Annotated in this window: 21 protein-coding genes; 16 read left to right on the top strand and 5 right to left on the bottom strand. The window is 30.4% G+C overall.

All coding sequences use genetic code 11. The features are described 5' to 3' along the window. The first annotated feature begins 18 nt into the window (after positions 1–18). Positions 19–486, top strand: coding sequence for an IPExxxVDY family protein (locus DUT90_RS09610; protein WP_114426971.1), 468 nt, complete (start codon positions 19–21; stop codon positions 484–486). A gap of 2 nt (positions 487–488) precedes the next feature. Further along, positions 489–1,916 carry a pyruvate kinase gene (pyk, locus tag DUT90_RS09605; protein WP_114426970.1) on the top strand — a complete coding sequence of 476 codons (1,428 nt, stop codon included), beginning with the start codon at positions 489–491 and terminating at the stop codon, positions 1,914–1,916. Between the two features lie 56 nt (positions 1,917–1,972). Here the strand turns inward: pyk and DUT90_RS09600 are convergent, their stop codons facing one another. Next, on the bottom strand, positions 1,973–4,270 hold the full coding sequence (locus tag DUT90_RS09600) for a M20/M25/M40 family metallo-hydrolase (protein ID WP_114426969.1): 2,298 nt from the start codon (positions 4,268–4,270) through the stop codon (positions 1,973–1,975). Positions 4,271–4,377: 107 nt separating this feature from the next. Here DUT90_RS09600 and DUT90_RS09595 point away from each other — a divergent pair, with 107 nt between their 5' ends. The 9 genes from DUT90_RS09595 to DUT90_RS09555 all read left to right on the top strand — a co-directional run bounded on the left by DUT90_RS09595 (position 4,378) and on the right by DUT90_RS09555 (position 13,122). Further along, a complete protein-coding gene (locus tag DUT90_RS09595) occupies positions 4,378–4,845 on the top strand; it encodes a CBS domain-containing protein (RefSeq protein ID WP_114426968.1) in 468 nt (155 codons plus the stop codon). A gap of 99 nt (positions 4,846–4,944) precedes the next feature. Next, positions 4,945–6,057 (top strand): DegT/DnrJ/EryC1/StrS aminotransferase family protein, encoded by a 1,113-nt coding sequence (locus DUT90_RS09590; RefSeq protein WP_114426967.1) that lies wholly within the window; start codon positions 4,945–4,947, stop codon positions 6,055–6,057. Then, positions 6,048–7,490: a lipopolysaccharide biosynthesis protein gene (locus DUT90_RS09585; protein ID WP_114426966.1), complete on the top strand. Its 1,443-nt coding sequence runs from the start codon at positions 6,048–6,050 to the stop codon at positions 7,488–7,490. Before DUT90_RS09590 ends, DUT90_RS09585 begins: the two co-directional genes overlap by 10 nt. Positions 7,491–7,557: 67 nt before the next feature. Beyond that, positions 7,558–8,448 (top strand): phytanoyl-CoA dioxygenase family protein, encoded by an 891-nt coding sequence (locus tag DUT90_RS09580; protein WP_114426965.1) that lies wholly within the window; start codon positions 7,558–7,560, stop codon positions 8,446–8,448. A gap of 9 nt (positions 8,449–8,457) precedes the next feature. Next, on the top strand, positions 8,458–9,687 hold the full coding sequence (locus tag DUT90_RS09575; RefSeq protein WP_114426964.1) for a hypothetical protein: 1,230 nt from the start codon (positions 8,458–8,460) through the stop codon (positions 9,685–9,687). A 6-nt stretch (positions 9,688–9,693) separates the two neighbouring features. After that, complete coding sequence (locus DUT90_RS09570; protein WP_114426963.1) at positions 9,694–10,428, top strand: WbqC family protein; 735 nt, start codon at positions 9,694–9,696, stop codon at positions 10,426–10,428. A 13-nt stretch (positions 10,429–10,441) separates the two neighbouring features. Then, positions 10,442–11,287, top strand: coding sequence for a phytanoyl-CoA dioxygenase family protein (locus tag DUT90_RS09565; RefSeq protein WP_114426962.1), 846 nt, complete (start codon positions 10,442–10,444; stop codon positions 11,285–11,287). A gap of 9 nt (positions 11,288–11,296) precedes the next feature. Beyond that, entirely contained in the window at positions 11,297–12,319 is a 1,023-nt protein-coding gene (locus DUT90_RS09560; RefSeq protein ID WP_114426961.1) for a glycosyltransferase, read from the top strand. Continuing rightward, positions 12,319–13,122: a TauD/TfdA family dioxygenase gene (locus DUT90_RS09555; RefSeq protein WP_114426960.1), complete on the top strand. Its 804-nt coding sequence runs from the start codon at positions 12,319–12,321 to the stop codon at positions 13,120–13,122. The genes DUT90_RS09560 and DUT90_RS09555 overlap by 1 nt, the downstream gene beginning before the upstream one ends. Here DUT90_RS09555 and DUT90_RS09550 read toward each other — a convergent pair. The 3 genes from DUT90_RS09550 to bglX form a co-directional block, all read right to left on the bottom strand. Further along, entirely contained in the window at positions 13,106–13,459 is a 354-nt protein-coding gene (locus DUT90_RS09550; RefSeq protein WP_114426959.1) for a hypothetical protein, read from the bottom strand. The genes DUT90_RS09555 and DUT90_RS09550 overlap by 17 nt on opposite strands. Positions 13,460–13,578: 119 nt before the next feature. Then, positions 13,579–16,206 (bottom strand): glycoside hydrolase family 3 C-terminal domain-containing protein, encoded by a 2,628-nt coding sequence (locus DUT90_RS09545; RefSeq protein WP_114426958.1) that lies wholly within the window; start codon positions 16,204–16,206, stop codon positions 13,579–13,581. 21 nt (positions 16,207–16,227) lie between these two features. Continuing rightward, positions 16,228–18,513: a beta-glucosidase BglX gene (gene bglX, locus DUT90_RS09540; protein ID WP_114426957.1), complete on the bottom strand. Its 2,286-nt coding sequence runs from the start codon at positions 18,511–18,513 to the stop codon at positions 16,228–16,230. A gap of 343 nt (positions 18,514–18,856) precedes the next feature. Here bglX and DUT90_RS09535 point away from each other — a divergent pair, with 343 nt between their 5' ends. The 3 genes from DUT90_RS09535 to DUT90_RS09525 all read left to right on the top strand — a co-directional run bounded on the left by DUT90_RS09535 (position 18,857) and on the right by DUT90_RS09525 (position 21,977). Continuing rightward, complete coding sequence (locus DUT90_RS09535) at positions 18,857–19,192, top strand: single-stranded DNA-binding protein (protein WP_114426956.1); 336 nt, start codon at positions 18,857–18,859, stop codon at positions 19,190–19,192. Positions 19,193–19,345: 153 nt separating this feature from the next. Then, the gene (locus tag DUT90_RS09530; protein ID WP_114426955.1) at positions 19,346–19,807 is read left to right on the top strand and encodes a (2Fe-2S)-binding protein; all 462 of its coding nucleotides are present in this window, start codon (positions 19,346–19,348) and stop codon (positions 19,805–19,807) included. Between the two features lie 19 nt (positions 19,808–19,826). Continuing rightward, positions 19,827–21,977 carry a xanthine dehydrogenase family protein molybdopterin-binding subunit gene (locus DUT90_RS09525; RefSeq protein WP_114426954.1) on the top strand — a complete coding sequence of 717 codons (2,151 nt, stop codon included), beginning with the start codon at positions 19,827–19,829 and terminating at the stop codon, positions 21,975–21,977. 14 nt (positions 21,978–21,991) lie between these two features. Here DUT90_RS09525 and DUT90_RS09520 read toward each other — a convergent pair whose 3' ends face one another. Then, the gene (locus DUT90_RS09520) at positions 21,992–23,134 is read right to left on the bottom strand and encodes a DNA polymerase III subunit delta' (RefSeq protein ID WP_114426953.1); all 1,143 of its coding nucleotides are present in this window, start codon (positions 23,132–23,134) and stop codon (positions 21,992–21,994) included. 74 nt (positions 23,135–23,208) lie between these two features. Between DUT90_RS09520 and DUT90_RS09515 the strand changes: the two genes are divergently transcribed. Beyond that, positions 23,209–23,979, top strand: a complete 771-nt coding sequence (locus DUT90_RS09515) for a tryptophan-rich sensory protein (protein WP_114426952.1) — start codon at positions 23,209–23,211, stop codon at positions 23,977–23,979. A 90-nt stretch (positions 23,980–24,069) separates the two neighbouring features. Next, positions 24,070–25,257, top strand: a complete 1,188-nt coding sequence (locus DUT90_RS09510; protein WP_114426951.1) for a phosphoglycerate kinase — start codon at positions 24,070–24,072, stop codon at positions 25,255–25,257. Positions 25,258–25,276: the final 19 nt, after the last annotated feature.

Raw genomic sequence — 25,276 nt, 5'->3', positions numbered from 1 at the left:
TATAACTCGTTATAATTTATGCAAGTTTACGCTTTAGAAATGGATGATTTTTGCGAAGAAGAATATTCTTTAATAGGTATCCATTCCACTTTAGAAGATTACAAACTTGCTTATTTTTTAAACAGAAATTTAAATGCTAAGCTTTCTAAAACTGCAAAAGATTTAGAATTCATTAGGAGGCAAAAAAAAGCAACATTTTCGCTTTACAGCTATGATTGTAATAATGGATACTGTTGGTCTTTAATTGCAAATAGTTATAGAAGAGAAAACCAAACCGTTTCTAACGAGTTGTTATTAACAACAGAAACAAAAACATACCTAATTCCAGAAAAGAAAAAAGTAGACTTTTTTTTAAAAATATGCGGATGCTTAGAATATGAGTTTGTTTTAGAAACAATACAAAAAATTAAGAAGATTGATAATGTAATTACAGCATATTCAATTGATAAAAACACCCTAAAGTCTAAAGACTTTTTAATATTTTAAATATGGATTATTACAAGAAAACTAAAATAGTTGCTACATTAGGACCCGCAACAGACTCTAAAGAAACCCTTACACAGTTGGCTATAGAAGGTGTTAATGTTTTTAGAATAAATTTTTCTCATGCAAATTATGATATTGTAAAAACTCAAGTACAGCGCATTAGAGAAATTAATGCAGAAAATAACTTTAATGTTGCCATTTTAGCAGACTTACAAGGACCAAAATTAAGAGTTGGTGTTATGGAAGATGATGTTGTTTTAGAAGATGGTGATACATTTACTTTTACTACAGAAAAATGCGTAGGAACTAAAGAAAAAGCATTTATGACGTACCAACGTTTTCCTAAAGATGTAAAAGTTGGTGAGCAAATTATGGTAGATGATGGTAAACTTTTGTTTGAAGTTTTGTCTACTAACAAGGAAGACGAAGTTGTTGTAAAAGTAATTGTTGGCGGACCTTTAAAGTCTAAAAAAGGAGTAAACTTACCTAATACAGCTATTTCTTTACCTGCATTGACAGAAAAAGATAGAGAAGATGCAGTTTTTGCCTTAGGACAAGAAGTAGACTGGATTGCACTGTCTTTCGTAAGAACTCCAGAAGATTTAAGAATGTTGCGCGATTTAATAGATGAACATTCTGATTTTAGAGTACCAGTAATTGCAAAAATTGAGAAACCTGAAGCGGTTGCTAATATGGATGCGTTAATTCCTTATTGTGATGGTTTAATGGTTGCTCGTGGAGATTTGGGTGTAGAAATACCAATGCAAGATGTTCCGTTAATTCAGAAAAAATTGGTAAGACGTGCTAAAAGAGCAAGAATTCCTGTAATTATTGCTACTCAAATGATGGAAACTATGATAGATAACTCTGTGCCAACAAGAGCAGAGGTAAATGATGTTGCCAACTCTATTATAGATGGTGCAGATGCGGTTATGCTTTCTGGTGAAACATCAGTAGGAAAACATCCTGTAAGAGTTATTCAGAAAATGACAGAAATTATTAAAGCTGTTGAGAATTCTAGAATGATTAAAGTACCTCATGAAGCACCACATATTAGAACCAATAGGTTTATTACAAAATCAGTTTGTCATCATGCTGCATTAATGGCAAATGATATAGATGCTGCTGCAATTTCTACACTAACCAATAGTGGTTATACTGCATTTCAAATTTCTGCTTGGAGACCACAATCTAAAATTTTAGCCTTTACCTCTGAAAAAAGAATATTAGGAAAACTAAATTTATTGTGGGGTGTAAAAGCATTTTATTATGATAAACATTTAAGTACAGATGATACCGTTGTGGATATTAATAAAATTTCTAAAGAAAAAGGATACGTAAAACCTGGAGATTTAATGATTAACCTTACCTCTATGCCAGTAGAAGCTAAGGGTATGGTAAATACCATGCGAGTATCTGAAGTAGAATAAGCACATATTAGAATAGAAATAGTAAAAAGAGCATCTTACTACAGTAAGATGCTTTTTTATAAATTTAACTTTTTAGAGATAATAATAGCATCATTGGTTACAAACGGCATGGGCATCATTTTTTCTGTTCTGGGTGTTATTGTAAAGTTATTATTGTCTAACAAATCATATGAGATTTGATTAACTACAATGTCAAAATTGTATTCTTTAGCTACAGAGAAAGAAAGTGTAACTTTTTTATCTTGATTTGCTAAATGATACACTAAAAAAGTGCCTTTCTTTTTCTCATATGTATTACCATTATTTACCAAAGTATTATTTACCTTAAATTGATGTAGGAGAAGTTTTTTATGAGTTATAAATTCTAATTTATTTAATTTTCTTTCAGAAGATATTGTCAATTCTAAAAAACGTTTATCGCCTATAATAGTGTCTAGTTCGGTAATAATATTGGCTGATTTTATGTCTCTAAATTCAGTTCTTTTATGATAGGTAAAGCGTGTATTGTACTTGCTTTTAGTTTCTGCGTTAACAATACTTCCTTTGGTAGAACTTTTATCAAAAATTTGTTTGGTATAGTTGTCTAAAACATTGTTATAAGTACCAAAATAGGCTGTTTTATCATCAGAATTTTGAACATAAACAATACTGTTAGGTTTTTTATTATCTATAGAAAAACCACTATTATACGTTGCTATCATAAAAAAAAGAATAGATAAAATGGCGACTGTTTTTTGCATCCAAAATGTCTTTTTTTGATGAAACGAAAATATCATCAATCCAAAAATAAGCGCAATAAAAACACCACTTACAAATAGTATTTTTAGCCCTAAACCTACAGGAAACATTTTTATTAATGGAGCAAAAATATATAGCGTTGGTATAGATAAAATGGTAAATAAAATACGTTTAGATTTTGCTTCTAAGTCCATAAAAATAACTACAGCAAGAATAATTAAAGCGCATATAACAGGAATAATAAAAAAGCCAGCTCCCTTTAAAAAATTACAAATTAACAAGTTTATAATTAACCAAATTAACAAGGGACCAATTAGTAAATCTGAAGATTTATTATGCTTAGAAATGTACTTGTAACATTTAAAAAGTATCCAAAGATTTAAAAAAACAAAAGCAAAAATATATTGGTAACCATTATAGGTAAAACCATGTAGAATATCTTGGTAATGAGGGTGAATGATTAAAATCAATTTCCATAAACCATAAGAGATTCCTCCACATAAAATAAGTGAAGCTAAAAAAGCGAGCATTCCTTTTCCAATTCCTTTTAAAGATAGTTTGTTTTTAACAAACCCAAATAAAATTAAGATTATAAAGAGAATACAAGATGCAATAAACAAGGGAAAAACCCATGAAAAAGGATAGGTAAGTAAACCAATAAACGGAAAGTTAACGTACACAAAATCTTCATCAGAATTTAAATTTGTCAAGTCAGAATTTGCAAAATAAGTAAAGGTTGTTGTAAAATAATCTGCTTGATGTAAAAGTGTTTCCCTATCTAATCTTTCATACGAATCTTGTGCTGTATGATAATCAAAATGATCTCCAATAAAGGCAAAATTAAAACCGTTGATGTTGGCATCTTCTCTAAAAATAGTCAAATCGGTATCATTAGGTAACTTTTTGTAAATACTATACATCAAAGAATTGGCTGCAGGAAAGTTAGGTTTTGCAGATAAAAATTCTGATAATAACTTACTGTTTTTGCCATTCGTTTCCATTAGCATGTAACTAGGGCCTCCACTTCCTCTAGCTTCAAAATTTAGAACCAAACCAACATCTTTACTCCAAGGGTGCTTATCTACAAAGGCTTTTGCACCCAATAGGCCCAATTCTTCAGCATCAGAAATTAAAATGATGATATCGTTTTTAGGTTTTTTGTTTTCAGCTAAAAAGGCTCTTAACCCCTCTAAAATAGTAACCACACCAGAGCCTGCATCACTAGCCCCTAATGAAGAGTGTGGATTAGAATCGTAATGAGTTAACAAAAGTAACGCCTTACCTTTTTCAGTACCTTTAATTCTTGCTATTATATTTTCTGCTGTTGTGGCTGCAACCCACTTAGAGTTTATAGCGGTTAGTAACTGTGTATCAGATTCTAACCCCATTTTTTGAAATGCCTGTAAAATATAATTTTGAACATCCTTGTGGTTTTTAGAACCAACAAAATGTGCATTTTTACTTATATTTTTTAGGTGATATAGGGCATTGTCTATAGAAAATGTAGTCTTAGAAATATTTTTTTGAGAAGATAATGAAGGCTTCATATCTGAAAAACTCCAGTAGATGATACCTAAAATAATGAGACTAGAAATTAAAGAAGAAAAAGATTTCATAAGTTATATTTTACTTCCTATAAATGTAAGTAAATAAAAAAACTTAAGCTATTTGTTGGACAAAACAGAAAAATCAGTAAATTTAAAACAATCTAAAACAAATAATTATGGGTATTAAAAACTTTCAAGGAAAAAGAGACACCAGTCAAAAAAAAGAAGATGCTCAAATTTTAGTGTCAGACTACATGACTAAAAAACTTATTACATTTAAAGCAGAAGATTCTTTAGACCATGTAATACATCAGTTAATTACGTATAAAATTTCTGGAGGCCCAGTTGTGAATGATAGGAATGAATTGGTAGGTATTATATCTGAAACCGATTGTATAAAGCATATTTCTGAAAGTAAGTATTACAATATGCCTTCCGATACAAATAATACTGTAGGAAAGTATATGGTAACAGACGTAGATACCATTGATAAAAACATGAATATTTTTGATGCTGCTTTTAAATTTATTAGTTCTCGTAGAAGAAGATTTCCTGTAGTAGAGAACGGAAAATTAATAGGGCAATTGAGTCAGAAAGATGTGTTAAATGCTGCTTTAAAGGTTAAAGGAAATACTTGGAAATAAACAATTTATTATACAATAATATAAGAATTTCATAATAAAACCGATATATTTTTTGTTTTACAAAAATAATGTTATTCTTTTGTTATAAATATACCCCTATTGATACCAATAATAAAGCCCTTTTTACCACCGCAAAAAGAATACAATTCGTTAATTTCTAAAATTTGGGAAAATAACTGGTTAACCAACGATGGGCCTCTCGTAAAAAAACTTGAATTTAATCTAAAATCCTATTTAGGTACAAACAATTTTTTGTTTGTTAATAACGGTACAAATGCCTTAATGTTGGCAATCAGGGCACTAGAACTTAAAGGTGAAATTATTACAACTCCCTTTTCTTTTGTAGCCACTACCTCTTCAATTGTTTGGGAACATTGTACTCCTATTTTTGTTGATATAGAACAAAAAACATTAAATATAGACGCAAATAAAATAGAAGCCGCAATTTCAGATAAGACTTCAGCAATTTTAGCAACACACGTCTACGGCAACCCTTGCGAAGTAGAAAAAATAGAGGCTATTGCAAAAAAACACAACCTAAAAGTAATCTATGATGGTGCACATGCTTTTGGGATTAGATTAAATGGAAAATCTATTTTTGAATACGGAGATATTAGTATTTGTAGCACACATGCTACAAAGGTTTTTCATACTACAGAAGGTGGTTTTTTGGTAACCCAATCTGAAGAAGTATTTAAAAAACTAGAATCGATGCGGAATTTTGGGTTTAAGGATTCCACCTCCTTTTCTTGTTTAGGAATTAATGCAAAAAACAGTGAATTTCATGCTGCTATGGGATTGATAAATTTAAAGTTTCAAAGCCAAATTTTTGAAAAAAGAAAAGCCCTAACAAATTTATATGACAGCAACCTTTTTACAGAAAAACTGCCATTAGAAAGTATATTAGATAAAGAACATAGAAACTATTCTTATTATGCTATTCTTTTTGAAAGTGAAGAGATGTTACTAGAATGTGAGAAAGCTTTAAAACAGCAACAAATTTTTACAAGAAGATACTTTTATCCTTCATTAGCTAATTCTTTACCTTATGTAGATACCACTAATGAATTGCCAATAGTAGAGGATATATCTAAATGCGTGTTGTGTTTACCGCTTTATTTTGATTTAAAATTTTCTGAGGTTAATTTAATTTGTAGTATTATAAAGGATGTTTTGGTTAATAAATATCAAAAACCTAGCATATGTCTGTAAAAAATCAATTAAAATCTGGCTTATTCTGGGTCTTTATTGATACTGTTTTTTTAAGAAGTTTTTCTTTTTTAATCACCATTGGTTTAGCTAGAATTTTATCTCCGGAAGATTTTGGACTGATAGCATTAATATCGATCTTTATTTTGTTAGGTTCATCTATCGTAGATAGTGGGATGGGTAACTCAATAATACGGGACAAAGAAGCCACAATTACAGATTACTCTTCAGTATTTTATGGTAATTTAATAATTAGTTTCGGTATATATCTATTACTATTTTTATCAGCTCCTTTAATTGCAGCCTATTTTGAAAAATCAATTCTTATAGATTTGGTCAGATGGTATGCACTAAGTTTCATTTTATCAGCACTTTTTAACATTCAGCAAAGCGTTTTGATAAAAAATATGAACTTTAAAAAAATAACGTTTTACAATCTGCCAGCAACAGTTATAGGGTCTTTACTCGGTTTAGGTTTAGCGTATTATGGGTACGGAGTTTGGAGCTTAATTTTTATGAATTTAAGCACTACGTTAATAAAAGTGATTATATACTGGGTAAATTCAGATTGGGTACCTCAAAGAAAAGTATCATTACTAAAATTAAAAAAACATTTCTTATTTGGGTATAAATTAATGCTATCGTCACTTTTAGACACTTCAATGAAAGAGGTCTATTCTTTTTTAATAGGTAAAAAGTTTTCTATTGATACCTTAGGCTATTTCAGGCAAGCAAAATCTGTTCGTAATTATCCAGTAAATTTATTCACAACAGTATTGTCTAAGGTAACCTACCCGATGCTGTCTAAAATACAAGATGATAAAGAAAAAACGGCAAAGGCCTATAGCGCTATTATTAAAAGTATTTTTTTTGTCATCTGTCCTGCAATGTTTTGTTTAATTGTTGTTGCAAAACCTGTATTTGTGTTACTATTTACAGAAAAATGGCTACCAGCAGTACCTTACTTTCAAATCTTAGCAATTTCTGGTATGCTAATACCAATTCATTCATTTAATATAAATATATTAAAGGTTTATGCAAGAACAGATTTGTTTTTAAAGTTAGAAATTATAAAAGTTACTTTAACTTTAATATCTATTACTTTTGGCTTGATTTATGGCATTTATGGGTTGTTAATTACTATCGTAGTTACTTCTTTTTTAGCACTATTTATAAACACCTACTATAGCGGAAAATTAATAAGCTACTCTACTATAGACCAATTAAAAGATATGATTCCAATTCTTTTAATGGCTTCGATGGCAATAATAATCAGCTATTCTTTTAGTTTACAGGTGTTAACTATACCTCTTGTTTTACAAATTTTAACGGTAGCTTTAGTATTTATAAGCAGTTATGTTTTGCTGTCTTTAGCACTCAATAAAAAGGCCTTTTTTGAAGTAAAAGAAATGATTGTTATGATGATAAAAAGATGAAAATTAGACCCAATAAAATATGTACATAGAAAAGTAGCAAGTATTTTTTAAAACGATTACATTAGAAATGAACACACCACAAGATCTTACAGAAGAGCAAATAAAATTACTACCAACGGAAGAAGAAATTAAAAAATACGAAGAACTAGGTTGGTATATTAGTCCTGTTGTTATTCCAGAAAAAATAATTGATGAATCATTAAAAGGAGCAATGTCCTTTTTAAATGGAAAAGTAGATTTTAAACATCCTGACATAAAAGGGCCAGCAAATGATTCTAACGACGGTAAAAGAACACTTACAAATAACGAGTTTGCATCACTCCAAAAAAAAGAAATAAAAGACTTAATCAATTATCCTATTGTTTCTGCAATTGCAGCAAAATTAAGTAGAACAGAAGAGATTAGACTTTTTGCAGATGCGTTAATGTGTAAATTTCCTGAGAAAGAGCAAAACAGTAGTGCATTTGGTTGGCATACAGACAAGGCTTATTGGCCATCTTGCACCTCTAATGATATGCTTACGGCATGGATACCTTTACAAGATGTAACTATAGATATGGGACCTATGATTGTTATTGAAAATAGCCATAAATGGGAATTAGATGACGAATTAAAAAAATACTGTGCAGCAGGTAACAAAGATTTACAAGGCTTAGAAAGTTACTTAGAACAATCCAAAAAGAATTACAAATACATTCCCATGACCCTAAAAAAGGGACAATTAAGTTTTCATAATGGAAACTCCTTTCACGCTAGTTCTGTAAACAAGAGTAACTTAAATAGAGTAACACTTACCATTCATATGCAAGACAAAAAGAATGAATATAAAGCGGCTTATAATGAAAACAAAGAAAAAATAATTATAGGGTACGAAAGAATGTGTAGAAAAGACAGTAATGGTAATCCAGATTATAGAGATCCAAAAATATTTCCTGTTTTATGGGATGGCAAACTATAAACATCTCTTATGGATAAAGAATTATTAATTACAGCTGTAGGTAACTTTATAGCAGATAAAAAAGAATATTACCAAAACTGGGTATTTGATACACCTATAGTAGCGAGTAACAAGCACCATAAAAAGCTACTCAAACTCCATGGTATCATGCATAAACTTATTTTACATTTTGTAAATAATTTTGAAGATTATAATCAGCTTATGATGTTATCTAATAAGGTTATTGAAATAACAAGAGCTTTACAAGATGTAAATTATAAAGTAGGTACATTTAGAACCGATTTTGTTTATGATGATAAACAGCAACCTAAACTCATAGAAATTACCTGTAGGTTTGCCTTAAATACGTTATTTGTTTCTTCAATTTTTGATGCTATATCAAAAGGGTATCATCAACAAAAATATAAAGACCTATCTATAATAAATCCATACGATAATCTATTACCGTATTTAGCCCAATTAAGTAAAACAGGCATTATTTATGTGTTAAAAGGAGAGGACAAAAAAAATGAATCACACTTTTTTAAAGGAATTTTTGAAGATGCAGGCAGAACAGTGGTATTGTTACATTATAAAGACATTAAAACACACGTAAATAGTATCTCTAAAGAAGATTGGATTGTTAGCGAATTAACCATTAAAGAAATTGAATCTTTAGAAATTGATACAATTAAAAAATTATCTCAATTAAACTTGATTAACGATTTTAGAACAGCTTTATTAATTCATGACAAACAATTTTTCTCTGTGTTAGTAAATCAAAAGTTTCAAGAAGATTGTCTAAGTAATGAAGAAATTATATTTTTTAAAGAGTTTTTAATTCCTACCTATAATTTTGATCAAAGAAAAGACTTTTGGAAACAAGCAAAAGAAAATAAAAATAACTGGATTTTAAAGCATAAAGCTCTAGGTAAAAGTAAAAGTATTTATGCAGGTATTGTAACACCTCAAGAAGAATGGGATGCTATTTTTAAGACAGATCTTAACGATTATGTTTTGCAAAAATGGGTACCACAACAAAAAACCAAAGGAACCATTAAAAATAAAGAATACAATGATTATGTAACAGGAACGTTGCTCTTTTTTGATGAATATTTTTTTGGATTAGGACTCTATAGAACCTCTTCTTACCCTGTAACCAATATAGGTGATGATAGAAAAACTGTTGCGCTAATTTTAGATGAGAATAATCAAGAAAATATAGAAAAATATCCATTTATGAATTATATAGATTCTTAAGAAGTTATGAAATTAGGTATTATGCAAGCTTACTTTTTTCCATATATTGGCTATTTTCAACTCATAGACAGTGTAGATACTTTTGTGCTTTATGAGCATGTTACTTTTAGAAAAAAATCTTGGATAACCAGAAATAGAATTTTAGATAAAGGAAAAAAAGAACCTGTTTATATTACAGTGCCTGTTGTTGGACAAAGTTCTTATAAAATCATCAAAGAAATTAATATAGTTGATGATAAAAAATGGAAAAAGCAAATACTAAACCTCATTTATTTCAATTACAAAAAAGCCCCTTTTTTTGAAGAGATGTATCCTTTTTTAGAAAACTTAATCTATCTTAAAGAAGAGACTATACACAATTATAATTCAAAAATTTTAATAGCACTTTGTCGCTTTTTTGACATTAGGACAAAGATTATATATCAAAATTCTGATAATATTGAGAAAACTCTTTATGAAACTTCAGCAACAAATAACTTAGAAGAAAAAGTAAATAGGATATTTGAAATTGCTAAAACTCATGATTCTAAACACATTGTCAATGCAATTGGTGGGCAAGCTCTATACGATAAAAAAACCTTTAAAAAACATGGATTTACTATAGATTTTATAAATACTAAAGAATATAAATATAATCAATTTGGGTTGGCTTTTCAACCCCATTTATCGATTATTGATGTCTTAATGCAATTAGGTAAGAAAGACACTCAAAAGTTGATTAAAAATTACGAAATAGTCTAAAATACTTTTAAAAATGGAAAATTTAACCTACCAAATAAATGATAAAGAACACAGTGTTTCTATAAAAGAATCACCTGTATTTCAACATGGAAAAGATGAAATATTGTCTTCTAAAGAAACAGATATTACCTATACTCAAGATTGGTATAGTGAAGGTTTTACAGAAGTTGATTTTTTAAATGAAGAAGAGTTTAAATCTCTACAGGAAGGGCTATCAACAAGTATTTCCAAAATAATTTCTAAAGACTTAGCAATAGATACAGAAGGGTTTAGTTTAGAAAGCTACCACAAATTTGTTAAAACGGATACAGATCATTTTAAAATTGTTTCTAAAACAAGAGATTTATTTGCAACAGATTTTAATTTTCCAATTACAAAATTATACAAAAGATTGTCTGAATTGGTTGGATTTGAATTGACAGATATTAATACACAAACCAATGATAAGGTTCATATTATTGTAAGAATTAATAGACCTGGTTCTAACGATTTTAATCCACCTCATAAAGATATTTATGAAGGAGTAGATAAAAAATCAATAATTTTTAAATTCTTAAATTTTTGGATTCCTATTGCAGGAGTTACCAATAAATCTGCATTACCTCTAGCTCCTGAAAGTCATAGGTTAAATGAAAATGAAATAGTAAGAACTTTTGATGGCGGTACTATGCAAGGAAATAAATATAGAGTAAGAACTATTAAATCTTGGGCTAGAGAAAGCAAGCTTATGAGATCTGCAGTTAAGTATGGTCAGGTTCTGATGTTTTCTGGACATCTTATTCATGGTTTAGCTGTAAACGAAGAAACCGATAAAACCAGAGTGGCATTAGAATTTCGTCTTTTTAAGAAAGAAAAGTAGATAAGAACAATGGATTTTTCTGAGTTTAAGAAAAAATATAGTAAAGTACCTGTAGTAGAACATCCAAATAACAGAGAGGGCAAAGTACCTTTAGTTACTGTTAAAGTAGTTACTTACAATCACGTAAACTATATCAAACAATGTTTGGATTCTATTTTGATACAAAAAACAAATTTCGATTATGAAATTCTAATTGCAGAAGATGATTCTAATGACGGTACAAGAGAAATTTGTATTAAATATGCAAAAAAACACCCTGATAAAATTAGACTTCTCTTAAACTCCAGAGAAAATAACATTATTATAAATGGCAAACCAAGTGGTACCTTTAATAGTGTATATGCTAATTTTTGTATTCATTCAAAATATATTGCTTTTATAGAGGGAGATGATTATTGGACAGACGAAACCTCATTGCAAAAAAGAGTCGATTTTTTAGAAAATAATCCAGATCATGTTCTATGTTTTCATAATGCTAAGCTCTTCTATGAAGATACAAAAGAGTTTGATAAGAAGTTAAAAAGTAGTTTTGATAAATCTCAAACTTTAGAAAAAAATAGCTTTAAGAACGTTACATCAGCAACACTAACATATGTGTACAGAAATTTTCTCGTAGATATTTTTGATAAAGAGATGCTAAATATTATTTCTGGAGATACAATACTAATTGCTAAACTAGAAAATTTTGGGAAAATAAGATACATACATGAAATCAAACCAGGAGTGTATAGAATTCATAATAAAGGTATTCACAGTTCTTTAAATTACAATAGTCAAAAACTAGCAAGAATAACTGCGCTAATTTATATTTATGAGTATTACCAAAAGAAAGGTTGGCATATAGATTTATTACATGAAAACTTGTTTAACTTATATATAAACAAAATAGTTAATCATGCTCAAATACTAAAAAAATTTAGGATCAAAGACTTGATAAAAGTATGCAAGCATTTTTATGCCTGTAACCAAAAATTTTATGCAGTAAAGATATTTACCAAAAATTTAAGAATATCGTTAAAACAAAATAAGTAATGGAACTTAATATTATAGATTTTGAGGTTTTAAGAGAAAATCAAAATAAACTTTTACAAGAAATACAAAAGGGATTAGTAGAAGTTGGCTACATCATCATCAAAAATTTTAAAGTAGATACATCTAATTTAGAAGACTGTAGAACTAAGTTTTTGGCAATTTCAAAACAAATAGGCACACCAATACCTCACGACGCTAACGGAACCATAATTTGGGATATAAAATCTAATGCCACCTCTAAGAGTTTAATAAAAACATATTCAGAGCACTCCCATGAAGCAGAGTTACATACAGATAGTCAGTATAGCGAATACCCTGAAGATTATTTTGGATTATTAACCTTAAAAAAAGCAAATTGTGGTGGTGGTATTTCTTATGTTTTAACGTTAAATGATATTTTATCAGAATTAAGAACATTACCAAACGGTAAAGAAATAGAAACCATTTTAAGAGAAACAAATTTTCCTTTTATAGTTCCTAATGTTTTTAAAAAGAGTAAAAATAAAAATCACGAATTCAATTTTGGGCCTATTTTAAGAGATAAAGAAATTAGATTTAGAGTAGATACTTTTGAAAAAGCATTAGATTATGACAGCACACTATGTACAGAAGAGCAATTACTAGCCTATAGAGCATTAAAAAAAATAATTTTAGAAACAAACAAAACAAAAAAGTTTTATCTAGAAGATAGAGATTTGATTTTTTTAAATAATAAAACGTTATTGCATGGGCGTAGTATGTTTACAGACGAACAAAGACATTTGTTAAGAATACGTTTAAACAAATTTAAACATCTTTCTTAATAAGCAAAAACGTTTCATTTTCTAAGACTAAATACCCTTGGTCATAAATATAAAAATAGGTATTTCCTGTTTTTGTAGTATATATTGAGGTTATAAAATTAAAATCAAAACCTCTATCATATAACTTAGTTCTCGTTACTTTTACTTTTCCTGTAGTATTTAATTCAGATAGAATTTTGTAGTTTTTACGTAGTCTGTTATTTATATTTCTGATAAGATTTTTACTGTCTTTATTTACTTTATTATTGTAAGCATTTCTACAATAATCAGTACAAAATTTTTTATCAATTCTACCTTTAACTGGCTCTCCGCATTCTAAACATTTTTTATTTTTCATACAATTTAGTGTCTTAGTAACTAATATAATAAAAAAGACAATTAATTTTTACTAATATAAACTACTTCTTAAAAAGATTTTTTTGTAGGTAATCTTACAAAATAAAATTATTTAAAGAACTAATTAATAATTAAATTTTTGCTTATTATACTTCCTTTTTTCTGCTTTTCTAAAGAATATTGAGAGCTACCTACAGATATTAAATACTCCCCAGGTAGAATTACTTTTTTTCCATCTTTGTTTACAGAAGTTAATTGCTCTTTATCAATTGTAAAACGGACTTCTTTTTTTTCACCCGCTTTAAAAAAGGTTCTTTTAAAGCCAGCAAGTGTTTTATGAGGATTAAGTTTATCTGCATTTAGATGATGTACGTAAATTTGGATAACCTCTTCACCGTCAAAATTTCCTGTATTTTCGACATCAACAGAAAGTGTAAAATTTTCGCCGGAATTGATAGTTTCTGGCATTTTTAGATTTTGATAGTTGAATGTGGTAAAGCTTAAACCAAATCCAAATTCATAAAGCGGCTCTCCTTTAAAATAACGATAGGTTTTTCCTTGCATTTTATAATCGCTAAACGCAGGTATATCCTTAATATCTTTATAAAAAGTAACTGGCAATCTACCAGCAGGATTGTAATCTCCAAAAATTACATCTGCAATAGCAGTTCCACCTGCTTGCCCTGGATACCAAGCTTCTATAATTGCAGGAATATTATCATTTTCCCAGTTGATAGACAAAGCACTTCCATTTAATAATACAAGAATGGTAGGTTTTCCTAATTTTTGTATTTTTTTAATCAATTCAGTTTGCGTTTTTGGTAATTTTGTGTGTACACGATCTCCACCACTAAAACCGTCAACTTTTACTTTCATTTCTTCTCCTTCTAATAAAGGACTAATTCCCATACACAAAACTATTGCGTCTGCATCTTTACTTATTGCAAAGGCTTCTTTTGCTAAATTGTCTTTTGGAGATTCCCATAACAACCTCATAATAGAATGTTCTGTATTGTCTTGAACACATTCAAAACGTATGGTATACTTTTTTCCAGCTTCTAACGTAACATATTTGTATACTTTTTTAGGATGATGATTGTTATGATAAGTAATCAAAGGTTTTCCATCTAAAAACAATTTCATAGCAGAAAAAGCTTCTCCACCTAGCGCATAGTTTCCTGTTTTGTTTACAGATAACACTCCTGTCCAACGAACAGCATAAGCATCATAACTCATATCTTTAAACGGAGGAGTTGTTCTCCAAGTAAAGTCTATGGTTTTATCAATACGAGTGTGCTTTGGCTTACCTTTACATTTAATATTGTCAAAATATTCTCCTTTTAATCCGCTTACTTTTAAAGAAGAATCGGTAAATAATACAGACGCTGGCATTGCTTCAAAAACAGGAAGCCCTTCAGCTAATTTGCTACCTACAGCATAAGACACCTCTGCATTTGGTAATTTACGTTTTAAGCCTTCTAGCGGGGTTATTGGATTTGTAGGATAGCCATTGTAGTTTCCTAATAGTACTTCTAAATCGTTTGCATTAGAACCAATTACCGCTATTTTTTTAATACTATTTTTATTAAGAGGAAGCGTATTGTTTTCATTTTTTAACAACACCATAGATTTACGAGCGGTTTCTAAAGCAGCTAATCTATGTTTTTCAGAATCTACAACATCATAAGGTATTTTTTCATAGGTAACATCACCTTCAGGAGCAAATAAACCTAATCGCAAACGAGCCACAAAAAGTCTTACAAGAGATATATCTAATTCACTTTCTGTAATTAAACCATCTTTTACAGCTTGCACTAATGCAGGATAAGAATTTCCACAATTTAAATCTGTACCCGCTTTTACCGCTAAAGCAGAAGCCTCTTTTTTATTGGCAGTTATTTCGTGAGTTCCTTTGTCATAAAAATCTCTAACAGCCCAACAATCGGATACAATGTACCCATCAAAACCCCAATCATCACGCAGTAAGCTACTCAAACTTTTGTTTCCACAACAAGGTTCTCCATTGTAGCTATTATAGGCACACATAATAGAGTAAACTCCAGCTTTTTTAACTACCTTTTCAAAATGCGGGCTATATGTGTTTAAAAAATCTTGAGGACTTGGAGTTGCATTAAAACGATGACGATCTACTTCTGGACCACTATGTACTGCAAAATGTTTTGCTGTAGCTACTAATTTAAAGTAGTTAGGATCATCTCCTTGCAATCCTTTAATAAAACGAACTGCTAATTCTCCTGCTAAGTAAGGATCCTCTCCATAGGTTTCCATTCCTCTTCCCCATCTTGGATCTCTAAAAATATTAATATTTGGTGTCCAATATGTAAGTCCTTGGTAGATGCCTCTTTTTCCTCTAGAAGCAAATTCGTGATGTTTTGCACGAGCTTCATCAGAAATAATAGTAGATATTTTAGACATTTGATCTCTGTCAAATGTTGCTGCTAAACCAATTGCTTGAGGAAAAACCGTTGCTCTACCCGCTCTTCCAACTCCATGTAAACATTCGTTCCACCAATTGTATTCTGGAATACCTAATCTTTCAATTGCTGGAGATTCGTGGCTCATTTGAGAAACTTTTTCCTCTAGGGTCATTTTAGATACTAAAGCTTTAGCTTTAGTATTAAAGTTGATGATTTTGTCATGCTTAGGATTTAAATTATCTGCACAATTGTAAAAAAAAAGTAATATAGTGGTAAATAAAAATAGTTGAATTGAGATTGATTTTTTCATTTTTAAAAATTGCGATAAACTTTATTTTAGCTCAAATATAGCTTTTAAATCTGCATTAGAATCTGTACCCACAAAAATTTCAAATTCTCCCTCTTCAACTAAAAAGGTACCTTGGTTATTGTAAAAACCAAGTTCTGCCTTAGACAACTCAAAGTTTATGTTTTTAGTTTCTCCCCTTTTTAATGCAACCAACTCAAAACCTTTCAATTCTTTTACAGGTCTTACAGTACTAGCAAATTTATCTCTTATATAAAGTTGCACTACTTCTTTACCGTCGTAATTGCCCATGTTGGTTAAATCTACAGATATTTTTATAGTTTCTTCTTTAGAAAATTTTAATTTGTTTATTTGTAAATTATCGTATTGAAAAGAAGTATAACTTAATCCGTAACCAAAAGGATACAGTGGAGTATTTTCTACATCTGAATAATGAGACCAAAACACATTATTTTGAGTATTACTTCCTCTTCCTGTGCTTTTGTAATTGTAGTAAATAGGAATTTGCCCAACGTTTCTAGGAAACGTCATCGGAAGTTTTCCGCTTGGATTATAATCTCCGTACAACACTTGTGCAATGGCATTTCCTGTTTGTGTGCCCAATTGCCATCCCATTACAATAGCAGGAATGTGTTCTTTAGCCCAATTGATAGCAAGTGGTCTTCCTGCTTGTAAAACCAATACTATATTAGGATTAACCTTATAAACTGCTTCTAGCAATTCTTGTTGTAAACCAGGTAAATCTAAATTGGTTCTTGTTCTACCTTCTCCACTTTGAAAACCATGCTCGCCTAAGACCATAACAACTACATCGGCATTTTTTGCGGTTTCAACAGCTTCTTGTATTCCTTTTCTATTTGTCGTATTAATGTTTACTTCAGTCACAAAAGTAGGGTTGCCATTATATAATTCTACCCCTTTTTCATAACTTAAAGTGTTGCCTTTATAGGCTTTCATACCATCTAAAATTGTAACTGCAGAATGGTCATCAGAAGCCAACCTCCAACTACCTAAAGGACTATTATCATCATCAGCTAAATGACCAATTAAGGCTATTTTCTTTCCCTCTTTTTGTAGCGGGAGCAATTGGTTCTGGTTCTTTAATAAAACTATTGACTTTTTAGCCATATCTAGGACAGCATTATGGTGAGATTGCTGACCAATTATTTTCTTCTCTCTATCTTCATTACAATATTTATAAGGATCATCAAAAAGCCCTAATTCAAATTTTACTTTTAAAATTCTCCTTACAGCGTGGTCTAAAATAGTTTCATCAACTTTACCATCTTTTACAAGATTAGCCAGTTCTTTTATATAAACATAACCTTCCATATCCATATCAGAACCTGCAGTAGCTGCTAAGTAAGCAGCTTCTTTTTTATCTTTAGCTTGTCCCCAAAAAATGGCTTCGTTTATAGAAGCCCAATCTGAAACAACAAAACCATTAAAATTCCATTTTCCTTTTAAAATATCTCTTTGTAAAAAAGTATTTGTACTTGCAGGAATTCCGTTTAAATCGTTAAAAGCATTCATAAACGATCTAACACCAGCATCTTTAGCCGCTTTAAAAGGAGGTAACACCGTGTTGTATAATGTTGAATTACCAATACTAACAGTATTATATTCTTTACCAGCTTCTATAAATCCGTATGCAGCAAAATGTTTTGCGGTAGCAATAATTGTGTTTTTAGCAGAAAGATTTTCTCCTTGAAAGCCTTTAACTCTAGCTACTGCAATTTTACTTCCAAGATATGGGTCTTCACCTCCGCCTTCCATAACACGTCCCCAACGAGCGTCTCTAGAAATATCAACCATCGGTGCAAACGTCCAATTGATTCCTGCTGCAGAAGCCTCTGTTGCGGCAACTCTTGCAGATTTTTCTATCGCCTCTAAATCCCAACTTGCCGACTCTGCAAGTGGTATTGGACTTAAAGTTTTATACCCATGTATTACATCAAAACCAAATAATAACGGAATACCTAATCTAGTTTCTTCTACAGCAAATTTTTGTAATTCTCTTGTTTTATCGGAGCCCTTAACATTTAGCATTGCACCAACCCATCCCTTTTTTAAATGTTCATACTTTGTTTTTGCATTTCCTTTTTTAGGAACCGGGCCTGTAGCATCCCAAAAACCATTGTACAAGTTCATTTGACCCACTTTTTCCTCGACGGTCATTTTAGCTAATAGTTCCTCGATTTTTTTTTCATAAGTAATGCTGTTTTGTTCTTTTGTATTTTGCCCAAAAGAACTACAGGAAAAAAAAAGTATGGTTAAACATACTGTAAAATAGTGTTGCATTTTTTTCATATGAATTGGGTTTTCACGTTTTTATCAATTTAGCCAGCCTAAAGTACTCATAGTTTCAGTATTCAAAAGAATTAATTCAAAAAAAAGAAGTTTATGCAACATTAAGAGTAGCTGAGTGCAACATTTTAACTACTGCTCTGAAAAAAAGTTACGATTTTCTTTATTGAAGATTTCTTTAGAAACGATAATATAATTCATAGCATTATTATTCAATTTTAAACGTTTACAAACATTTACAACCGAAAGTAATTGTTTTGTAACCGAATACAACTTGTATGCTGTTTCATCTTTGCTGTGTTGAATGGAACTAACGAAATTCAGCTTTAAATAAAAAACTTATCTTATGAATACGTTAAGAAACAAAGTACAATTGATTGGTAGATTGGGTCAAGATCCAGAAATTAAAACCTTTAAAGATGGCAACAAATTAGCAAAGTTTTCTTTAGCTACTGATGATAGTTATAAAGACAAAAACGGTAACAAAGTTGAGCGTGCTTATTGGCATTCTATAGTAATAAAAGGAGGCTTAGTAAATGTAGTTGAAAACTATGTAAACAAAGGTCAAGAAATTGCAGTAGAAGGCAAATTAACAAATAGAACTTATCATACAGAAACAGGAGAAAAAAGATACATAACAGAAATTTTAGTAAACGAATTATTACTACTTGGAGGGAAATAGATGAGGGAGATTTGCTGTGAAAATGAAAGCCTGTTCTATGTAGAACAGGCTTTTCTGTTAAATGATTCTTAAAGTAAATTCAAAACAAGTAGAAAAATTTTTAAAGTTGCAATTTTTTGTAAATTACCAGATGAAATTTAAAAGCAACTAATTATGCCAATGTATACATTAACTATTAATGGAGAACAACGCTCTGTAACTGCAGATGCAGATACACCTTTGTTATGGATTCTAAGAGACGAACTGAATTTAGTAGGTACAAAATTTGGTTGTGGTATAGCACAGTGTGGTGCATGTACTGTTCATATAGATGGTGTTGCCACAAGAAGTTGCCAAATGCAAGTTTCTATTTTAAATGATGCAAAAATTACGACTATTGAGGGTTTATCAAAAAACGGTACACATCCTGTGCAAGAAGCTTGGAAAGAAATAGATGTACCCCAATGTGGATACTGTCAAGCAGGTCAAATAATGACAGCTTCTGCATTTTTATCAGAAAATAAAAATCCATCAACTGAAGAAATCAGAGAAGCAATGCACGGAAACATTTGTAGATGTGCTTCATATAACAGAATAGAAAAAGCTGTAAAGGTAGCTGCAGAAAAAATGTCTTAACCAATCAAACTACAACAAAATGAAATCTCAAAAACATATAAATTTTAGTAGAAGAAATTTTCTTAAAACTTCTGTTTTAGCAAGTGGTGGTATGTTAATTGGTTTTAACTTTTTAACGGCCTGTAAGGCTGATGCAAAAATGCCTGTTGCTATAGAAAACTTAAATTTTAACGACTTTAATGCATACATTAAAATTTCTGATGAAGGTTATGTTACAATTTTTTCGCCTAACCCAGAAATTGGTCAAGGCGTAAAAACATCTATGCCAATGATTATTGCTGAAGAGTTGGATGTAGAGTGGAATAAAGTAAGTGTAGTTCAAGGAAATTTAGATACAAAAAATTTTACAAGACAAGTTGCAGGAGGAAGTCAATCTATAAGAAGTAGTTGGACTGTTTTAAGACAAACTGGAGCTACTGCAAAACAAATGTTAATTAATGCTGCAGCTTTAAAATGGAATGTAGATGCAACAACTTGTAAAGCAAAAAAAGGCATAATTACCAACGCTAATGGAGATAAACTAGGTTACGGAGATGTAGTAAAAGAAGCGGCTCTTTTAGAAGTGCCAGAAAATATTAAATTAAAAAAAACTAAAGAGTTTACCATTATTGGTAAAGACGCAACAAATGTAGATATAGATAAAATTATTACAGGAAAACCACTGTTTGGTCTAGATTATAAAAAAGACAATATGATGATTGCCTCTGTTTTAAGACCACCTGCTTTTGGACAAAAATTAATTTCTTTTGATGATAGCAATACTAAAGCGATTTCAGGAGTTAAGGAAGTAATTCAATTTGGAGATAAAATTGCAGTTTTAGCTTCGTCTACTTGGTCGGCAATGAAAGGTAAGAAAGCTTTACAAGCAAAATGGAAAGACAAAAAACTAGAATCTACAGAAAATCATGATAAAATTTTAAATGAAATTTTAAATCAAAAAAAATTAAAGGTTAGAAGAGAAGATGGTAATATTAAAAAAGCTTTTGCTACAGCAGATAAAGTGATAGAAAGAACATATCATGCGCCTTTTTTACCACACAATTGTATGGAGCCTATGAATTTTTATGCTAATGTTACTGATACTAAAGTACATCTAGTAGGCCCTATTCAAACTCCTGAATGGACAGTAAATAGAGTTGCAAAATTGCTACAAAGAAAAGTAGAAACCATACAATGTGACATGACTAGAATGGGTGGTGGTTTTGGAAGAAGACTCTATGGAGATTTTGCTCTTGAAGCTGCAGAAATTTCTAGTGTAGCAAAAAAACCTGTTAAAGTAGTTTACTCTAGAGAAGATGATATGACTGCTGGCAGGTACAAACCTTCAGTTAAATATAAGATAGCAGCATCATTAAAAGATGGAAAAATTACAGGTTATCATTTAAAAGAAGCAGCAATTAATGGTAATATGTATGGTTTAATTCCTAATTTTTTTCCTGCAGGATGTATTCCTAATTATAAAGTAGAAACCAGTAATTATAAAAGTAATATAACCACAGGGGCTTGGAGAGCACCTTACACTAACTTTTTAGCATTTGCAGAACAAAGTTTTTTTGATGAATTGGCTACTGAACTTAATAAAGACGTAATTGAGTTACGACTAGAATTGCTACAAAAGGTAAAAAACACTACTGATGAAAGTATAGAATATTCTGGACAACGTATGGAAGATGCAATTGCATTGGTAAAAGAGAAAGCCAATTGGGGTAAAGTACCTTCTGGAGTATATCAAGGTTTTGCAGCATATTACAGCCACAACACTCATGTTGCAGAAATTGCAGATATTGTTTTAAAAGACGGATTTCCTGAAATTAAAAAAGTTACAGTTGCTGCAGATTGTGGTATAGTTGTAAACCCAACAGGTGCTATAAACCAAATTCAAGGGGGTGTTTTAGATGGTATAGGACATGCTATGTATGCAGATTTTTCTTTTAAAGAAGGAAAACCAGTGCACAAAAACTTTGACACATATAGGTTAATTAGAATGCAAGAAACACCAAAAGTAGAGGTGCATTTTGTAGAAAATAATTTATCTCCATCAGGTTTAGGAGAACCAGGTTTACCACCAGCAGGGGGCGCAGTAGCAAATGCAATTTATGCCGCTTTAGGCAAACGTTTGTATAAACAGCCTTTTATTAATGGCTTAAAAAAAAGTAATGTTTTAGGTTAACCAATTAGTAAAATCTATACTTTAACTTCTTTTTTATGCAAAAAGCGAGTCAGTTTCATAGAAAGATCTAACAAGATAATTTTAGCATTACCATTTCGTTCTATATGATATATGGCTTGGTTAAGTTCTTGTTCTATATCAAGAATATTTCCAGAATGAACAAAAGGCGCAAATTTTGATAAATCAAAACCAGACTTTGTTTCTATAAAAACCAAGTTTGTAGATTTATAATTAAGAAGTAAAGCTTGTCTAAAAAATTGCAAGCAATATTCTAGAAAACGCTTTTGTGTTTCGCGTCCGCTTTTAGCAATGATTTCAGACCATTTAACTAATTGTTGTACTACTGCTGCATTGCCTTTAGCTTTAAATGCAGTTCGTATCCAAGTAATAAACCATTCTTCAAAAATAAGATCAGAAGAGTTGTCATAAAATAAATGAAGTGCCTTGTTAAAGTTTCCTTCTGCTTGGTGTGCAATTTTAGCAGCTTCTTTATCTTCTGCCTGATGATTTACTACCAAGGCATTTGCAATATCTTGTTCACTTAATGTAGGAAAATGTAGTGCTTGACAACGTGATTTGATGGTATTTATAATCTGCTCTTCATGCTCAGTAATTAGTAAAAAAACGGTTTTGCTTGGAGGTTCTTCTATAAGTTTTAACAATTTATTAGCTGCAGCAATATTCATTTTTTCTGCCATCCAAATAATCATCACCTTAAAACCACCTTCATAGCTTTTTAATTTTAATTTTTTTACAACATCTTCGGCTTCATCTACACCAATAATTCCTTGTTTATTTTCTACACCAATATGATGCAACCAATTAAATAAACTTCCGTAAGGTTGTGTTGTAATAAATGTTCTCCAATCTTCAAGAAATAGACTACTTACAGGGTGTTTTTTTACATTTTCGTTGGCAGTTACCGGAAAAGCAAAATGCAAATCTGGATGCTGTAATTTGTCACATTTTAAGTTACAAATATCAGCAGCGTCAGAAAAATTACACAATAAAAATTGCGCATAAGCAATTGCCATAGGTAAAGTACCACTACCTTCTTTACCTACAAACAATTGAGCATGCGGAATTCTACCATTTTTGGCAGAAACTTGTAGATGTTTTTTTATGTGATCTTGACCTATAATTTGGTTAAAAAGCATAAGCAAATATAAGATTTTAGAAAGTCTTAACTTTAAATTTTGTTACTTTAGTAGATAAAAACAAGTATATCTGTATGAAAAAATTACTTCAAATTTTAAATGGTGTTGCCTTTATTTCTGTAGTTATTGTCAATTATTTATCAAATACAGGAATGTTAAACAATACTACTATTGGTAAAATTTCTAGAGGATTAAATTCGTTATTTACTCCTGCAGGTTATGCGTTTTCTATTTGGGGGTTTATTTATTTTTTATTGCTGGGTTTTGTTATTTATCAAGGTAAAAGTTTATTTGTAGCTGTTAAAAATGATGAGTTTATTAATAACATAGGTGTTTGGTTTTTAGTTTCTTGTATAGCTAATAGTGCTTGGGTTTTTGCATGGATTTATGAATACACTGGCTTATCTTGTTTGTTTATATTCGGGCTCCTTTTTTCGTTATTAAAAATAGTAATGAATACAAAAATGCAATTAAAAAGCGTTTCAAAATCCATGCAGTTTTTTGTATGGTTGCCTTTTGCAGTGTATAGTGGTTGGGTGTCTGTGGCTAGTGTTGCCAACGTTTCTTCTTATCTTGTTAAAATAGGATGGAATGGTTTTGGAATTTCTAATGAAGTTTGGACAATTGTCATGATAATTATAGCAACAGCAATCAATATTATAGTTTTATGGACAAGACATATAAAAGCTTTTGCATTGGTGGGTGCATGGGCATTAGTTGCTATTGGAGTTGCTAATGAAACCCGCGTAAATGTTATTAATTATAGTGCTTATGTTGCTGCTTTTATTTTGGTTTTAAATGCAACACTTCATTTCTTTAAAAACAGAAATATCAATATAAAATAGTTACGCAAACGTTAACTTAGATTTTATCAACCAAAATTAAAATTACCTAAATAAATCGGTATTTTTGTTGAAAATAGAATTCACAAAAAAATGAAAACACTAAAAGACTTTAACTTTAAAAATAAGAAAGCATTAATTCGAGTAGACTTTAATGTGCCTTTAAATGATGCTTTAGAAGTAACAGACGCTACTAGAATTCAGGCAGCAAAATCTACAATAATTGATATTTTAGAACAAGACGGAAGTTGTATTTTAATGTCTCATTTAGGACGCCCAAAAGGTTTTCAAGATGAATTTTCTTTACGTCATATAGTAAAAAAAGCAACAGAAATTTTAGGTGTTCAAGTTAAATTTGTTTCTGACTGTGTTGGTAGTAAAGTGGAAGAAGCAGTAGCAAATTTAGAATCGGGTGAAGTATTGTTGTTAGAAAATTTGCGTTTTTATGACGAGGAAAAAAAGGGAAATGTTGCCTTTGCCGAAAAACTATCTAAACTAGGAGATATTTATGTAAACGATGCTTTTGGTACTGCGCATAGAGCACACGCATCTACAACAATTGTTGCACAATTTTTCTCAGAAAATAAATGTTTTGGAAATTTATTAGCCAAAGAAATTATAAGTATAGACAAGGTTTTAAACAATTCTAAAAAACCAGTACTGGCAATTTTAGGAGGAGCAAAAGTATCTTCAAAAATTACAGTTATTGAAAATATTTTAGAAAAAGTAGACCATTTGATTATTGGAGGAGGTATGAGCTTTACTTTTGTGAAAGCACAAGGTGGTAAAATAGGAAACTCTATTTGTGAAGACGATAAACAAGAATTGGCATTAGATATTTTAAAACAAGCAGCGGCAAAAGGAGTTCAAGTTCATATTCCTGTAGATGTTATCGCTGCAGATGATTTTAGTAATGACGCTAATACACAAATTTGTGATATTAATGAAATTCCTGATGGATGGGAAGGCGTTGATGCTGGTCCAAAATCTCGTGAAATTTTTGACGAAGTTGTAAATAAATGTAAAACGATTTTATGGAATGGCCCTTTAGGTGTTTTTGAAATGGAATCTTTTGCGGGCGGAACAATAGCCTTAGGAAATTCTATAGATACAGCTACACAAAACGGTGCATTTTCTTTAGTTGGTGGTGGAGATTCTGTTGCGGCTGTTAAACAATTTGGTTTTGCAGACAAAGTAAGTTACGTTTCTACTGGTGGTGGTGCTATGCTAGAAAGTTTAGAAGGAAAAACCTTACCAGGTATTGATGCAATTATGAAGTAAAATATTGCTTTAAAAATGT

Source organism: Polaribacter sp. WD7, assembly GCF_003335085.1.
In the GTDB taxonomy this organism is placed as follows: domain Bacteria; phylum Bacteroidota; class Bacteroidia; order Flavobacteriales; family Flavobacteriaceae; genus Polaribacter.
The sequence above is the reverse complement of the archived record's forward strand: the minus strand, read 5'-3'. Positions and strand labels throughout refer to the sequence as shown.

What these genes read in the sequence shown, in the direction of transcription:
- DUT90_RS09610 (WP_114426971.1), top strand. Translation starts at nt 19, where the DNA reads ATGCAAGTTTACGCTTTAGAAATGGATGATTTTTGCGAAGAAGAATAT.
- pyk (WP_114426970.1), top strand. Translation starts at nt 489, where the DNA reads ATGGATTATTACAAGAAAACTAAAATAGTTGCTACATTAGGACCCGCA.
- DUT90_RS09600 (WP_114426969.1), bottom strand. Translation starts at nt 4,270, where the DNA reads ATGAAATCTTTTTCTTCTTTAATTTCTAGTCTCATTATTTTAGGTATC.
- DUT90_RS09595 (WP_114426968.1), top strand. Translation starts at nt 4,378, where the DNA reads ATGGGTATTAAAAACTTTCAAGGAAAAAGAGACACCAGTCAAAAAAAA.
- DUT90_RS09585 (WP_114426966.1), top strand. Translation starts at nt 6,048, where the DNA reads ATGTCTGTAAAAAATCAATTAAAATCTGGCTTATTCTGGGTCTTTATT.
- DUT90_RS09580 (WP_114426965.1), top strand. Translation starts at nt 7,558, where the DNA reads ATGAACACACCACAAGATCTTACAGAAGAGCAAATAAAATTACTACCA.
- DUT90_RS09575 (WP_114426964.1), top strand. Translation starts at nt 8,458, where the DNA reads ATGGATAAAGAATTATTAATTACAGCTGTAGGTAACTTTATAGCAGAT.
- DUT90_RS09570 (WP_114426963.1), top strand. Translation starts at nt 9,694, where the DNA reads ATGAAATTAGGTATTATGCAAGCTTACTTTTTTCCATATATTGGCTAT.
- DUT90_RS09565 (WP_114426962.1), top strand. Translation starts at nt 10,442, where the DNA reads ATGGAAAATTTAACCTACCAAATAAATGATAAAGAACACAGTGTTTCT.
- DUT90_RS09560 (WP_114426961.1), top strand. Translation starts at nt 11,297, where the DNA reads ATGGATTTTTCTGAGTTTAAGAAAAAATATAGTAAAGTACCTGTAGTA.
- DUT90_RS09555 (WP_114426960.1), top strand. Translation starts at nt 12,319, where the DNA reads ATGGAACTTAATATTATAGATTTTGAGGTTTTAAGAGAAAATCAAAAT.
- DUT90_RS09550 (WP_114426959.1), bottom strand. Translation starts at nt 13,459, where the DNA reads ATGAAAAATAAAAAATGTTTAGAATGCGGAGAGCCAGTTAAAGGTAGA.
- DUT90_RS09545 (WP_114426958.1), bottom strand. Translation starts at nt 16,206, where the DNA reads ATGAAAAAATCAATCTCAATTCAACTATTTTTATTTACCACTATATTA.
- bglX (WP_114426957.1), bottom strand. Translation starts at nt 18,513, where the DNA reads ATGAAAAAAATGCAACACTATTTTACAGTATGTTTAACCATACTTTTT.
- DUT90_RS09535 (WP_114426956.1), top strand. Translation starts at nt 18,857, where the DNA reads ATGAATACGTTAAGAAACAAAGTACAATTGATTGGTAGATTGGGTCAA.
- DUT90_RS09530 (WP_114426955.1), top strand. Translation starts at nt 19,346, where the DNA reads ATGCCAATGTATACATTAACTATTAATGGAGAACAACGCTCTGTAACT.
- DUT90_RS09525 (WP_114426954.1), top strand. Translation starts at nt 19,827, where the DNA reads ATGAAATCTCAAAAACATATAAATTTTAGTAGAAGAAATTTTCTTAAA.
- DUT90_RS09520 (WP_114426953.1), bottom strand. Translation starts at nt 23,134, where the DNA reads ATGCTTTTTAACCAAATTATAGGTCAAGATCACATAAAAAAACATCTA.
- DUT90_RS09515 (WP_114426952.1), top strand. Translation starts at nt 23,209, where the DNA reads ATGAAAAAATTACTTCAAATTTTAAATGGTGTTGCCTTTATTTCTGTA.
- DUT90_RS09510 (WP_114426951.1), top strand. Translation starts at nt 24,070, where the DNA reads ATGAAAACACTAAAAGACTTTAACTTTAAAAATAAGAAAGCATTAATT.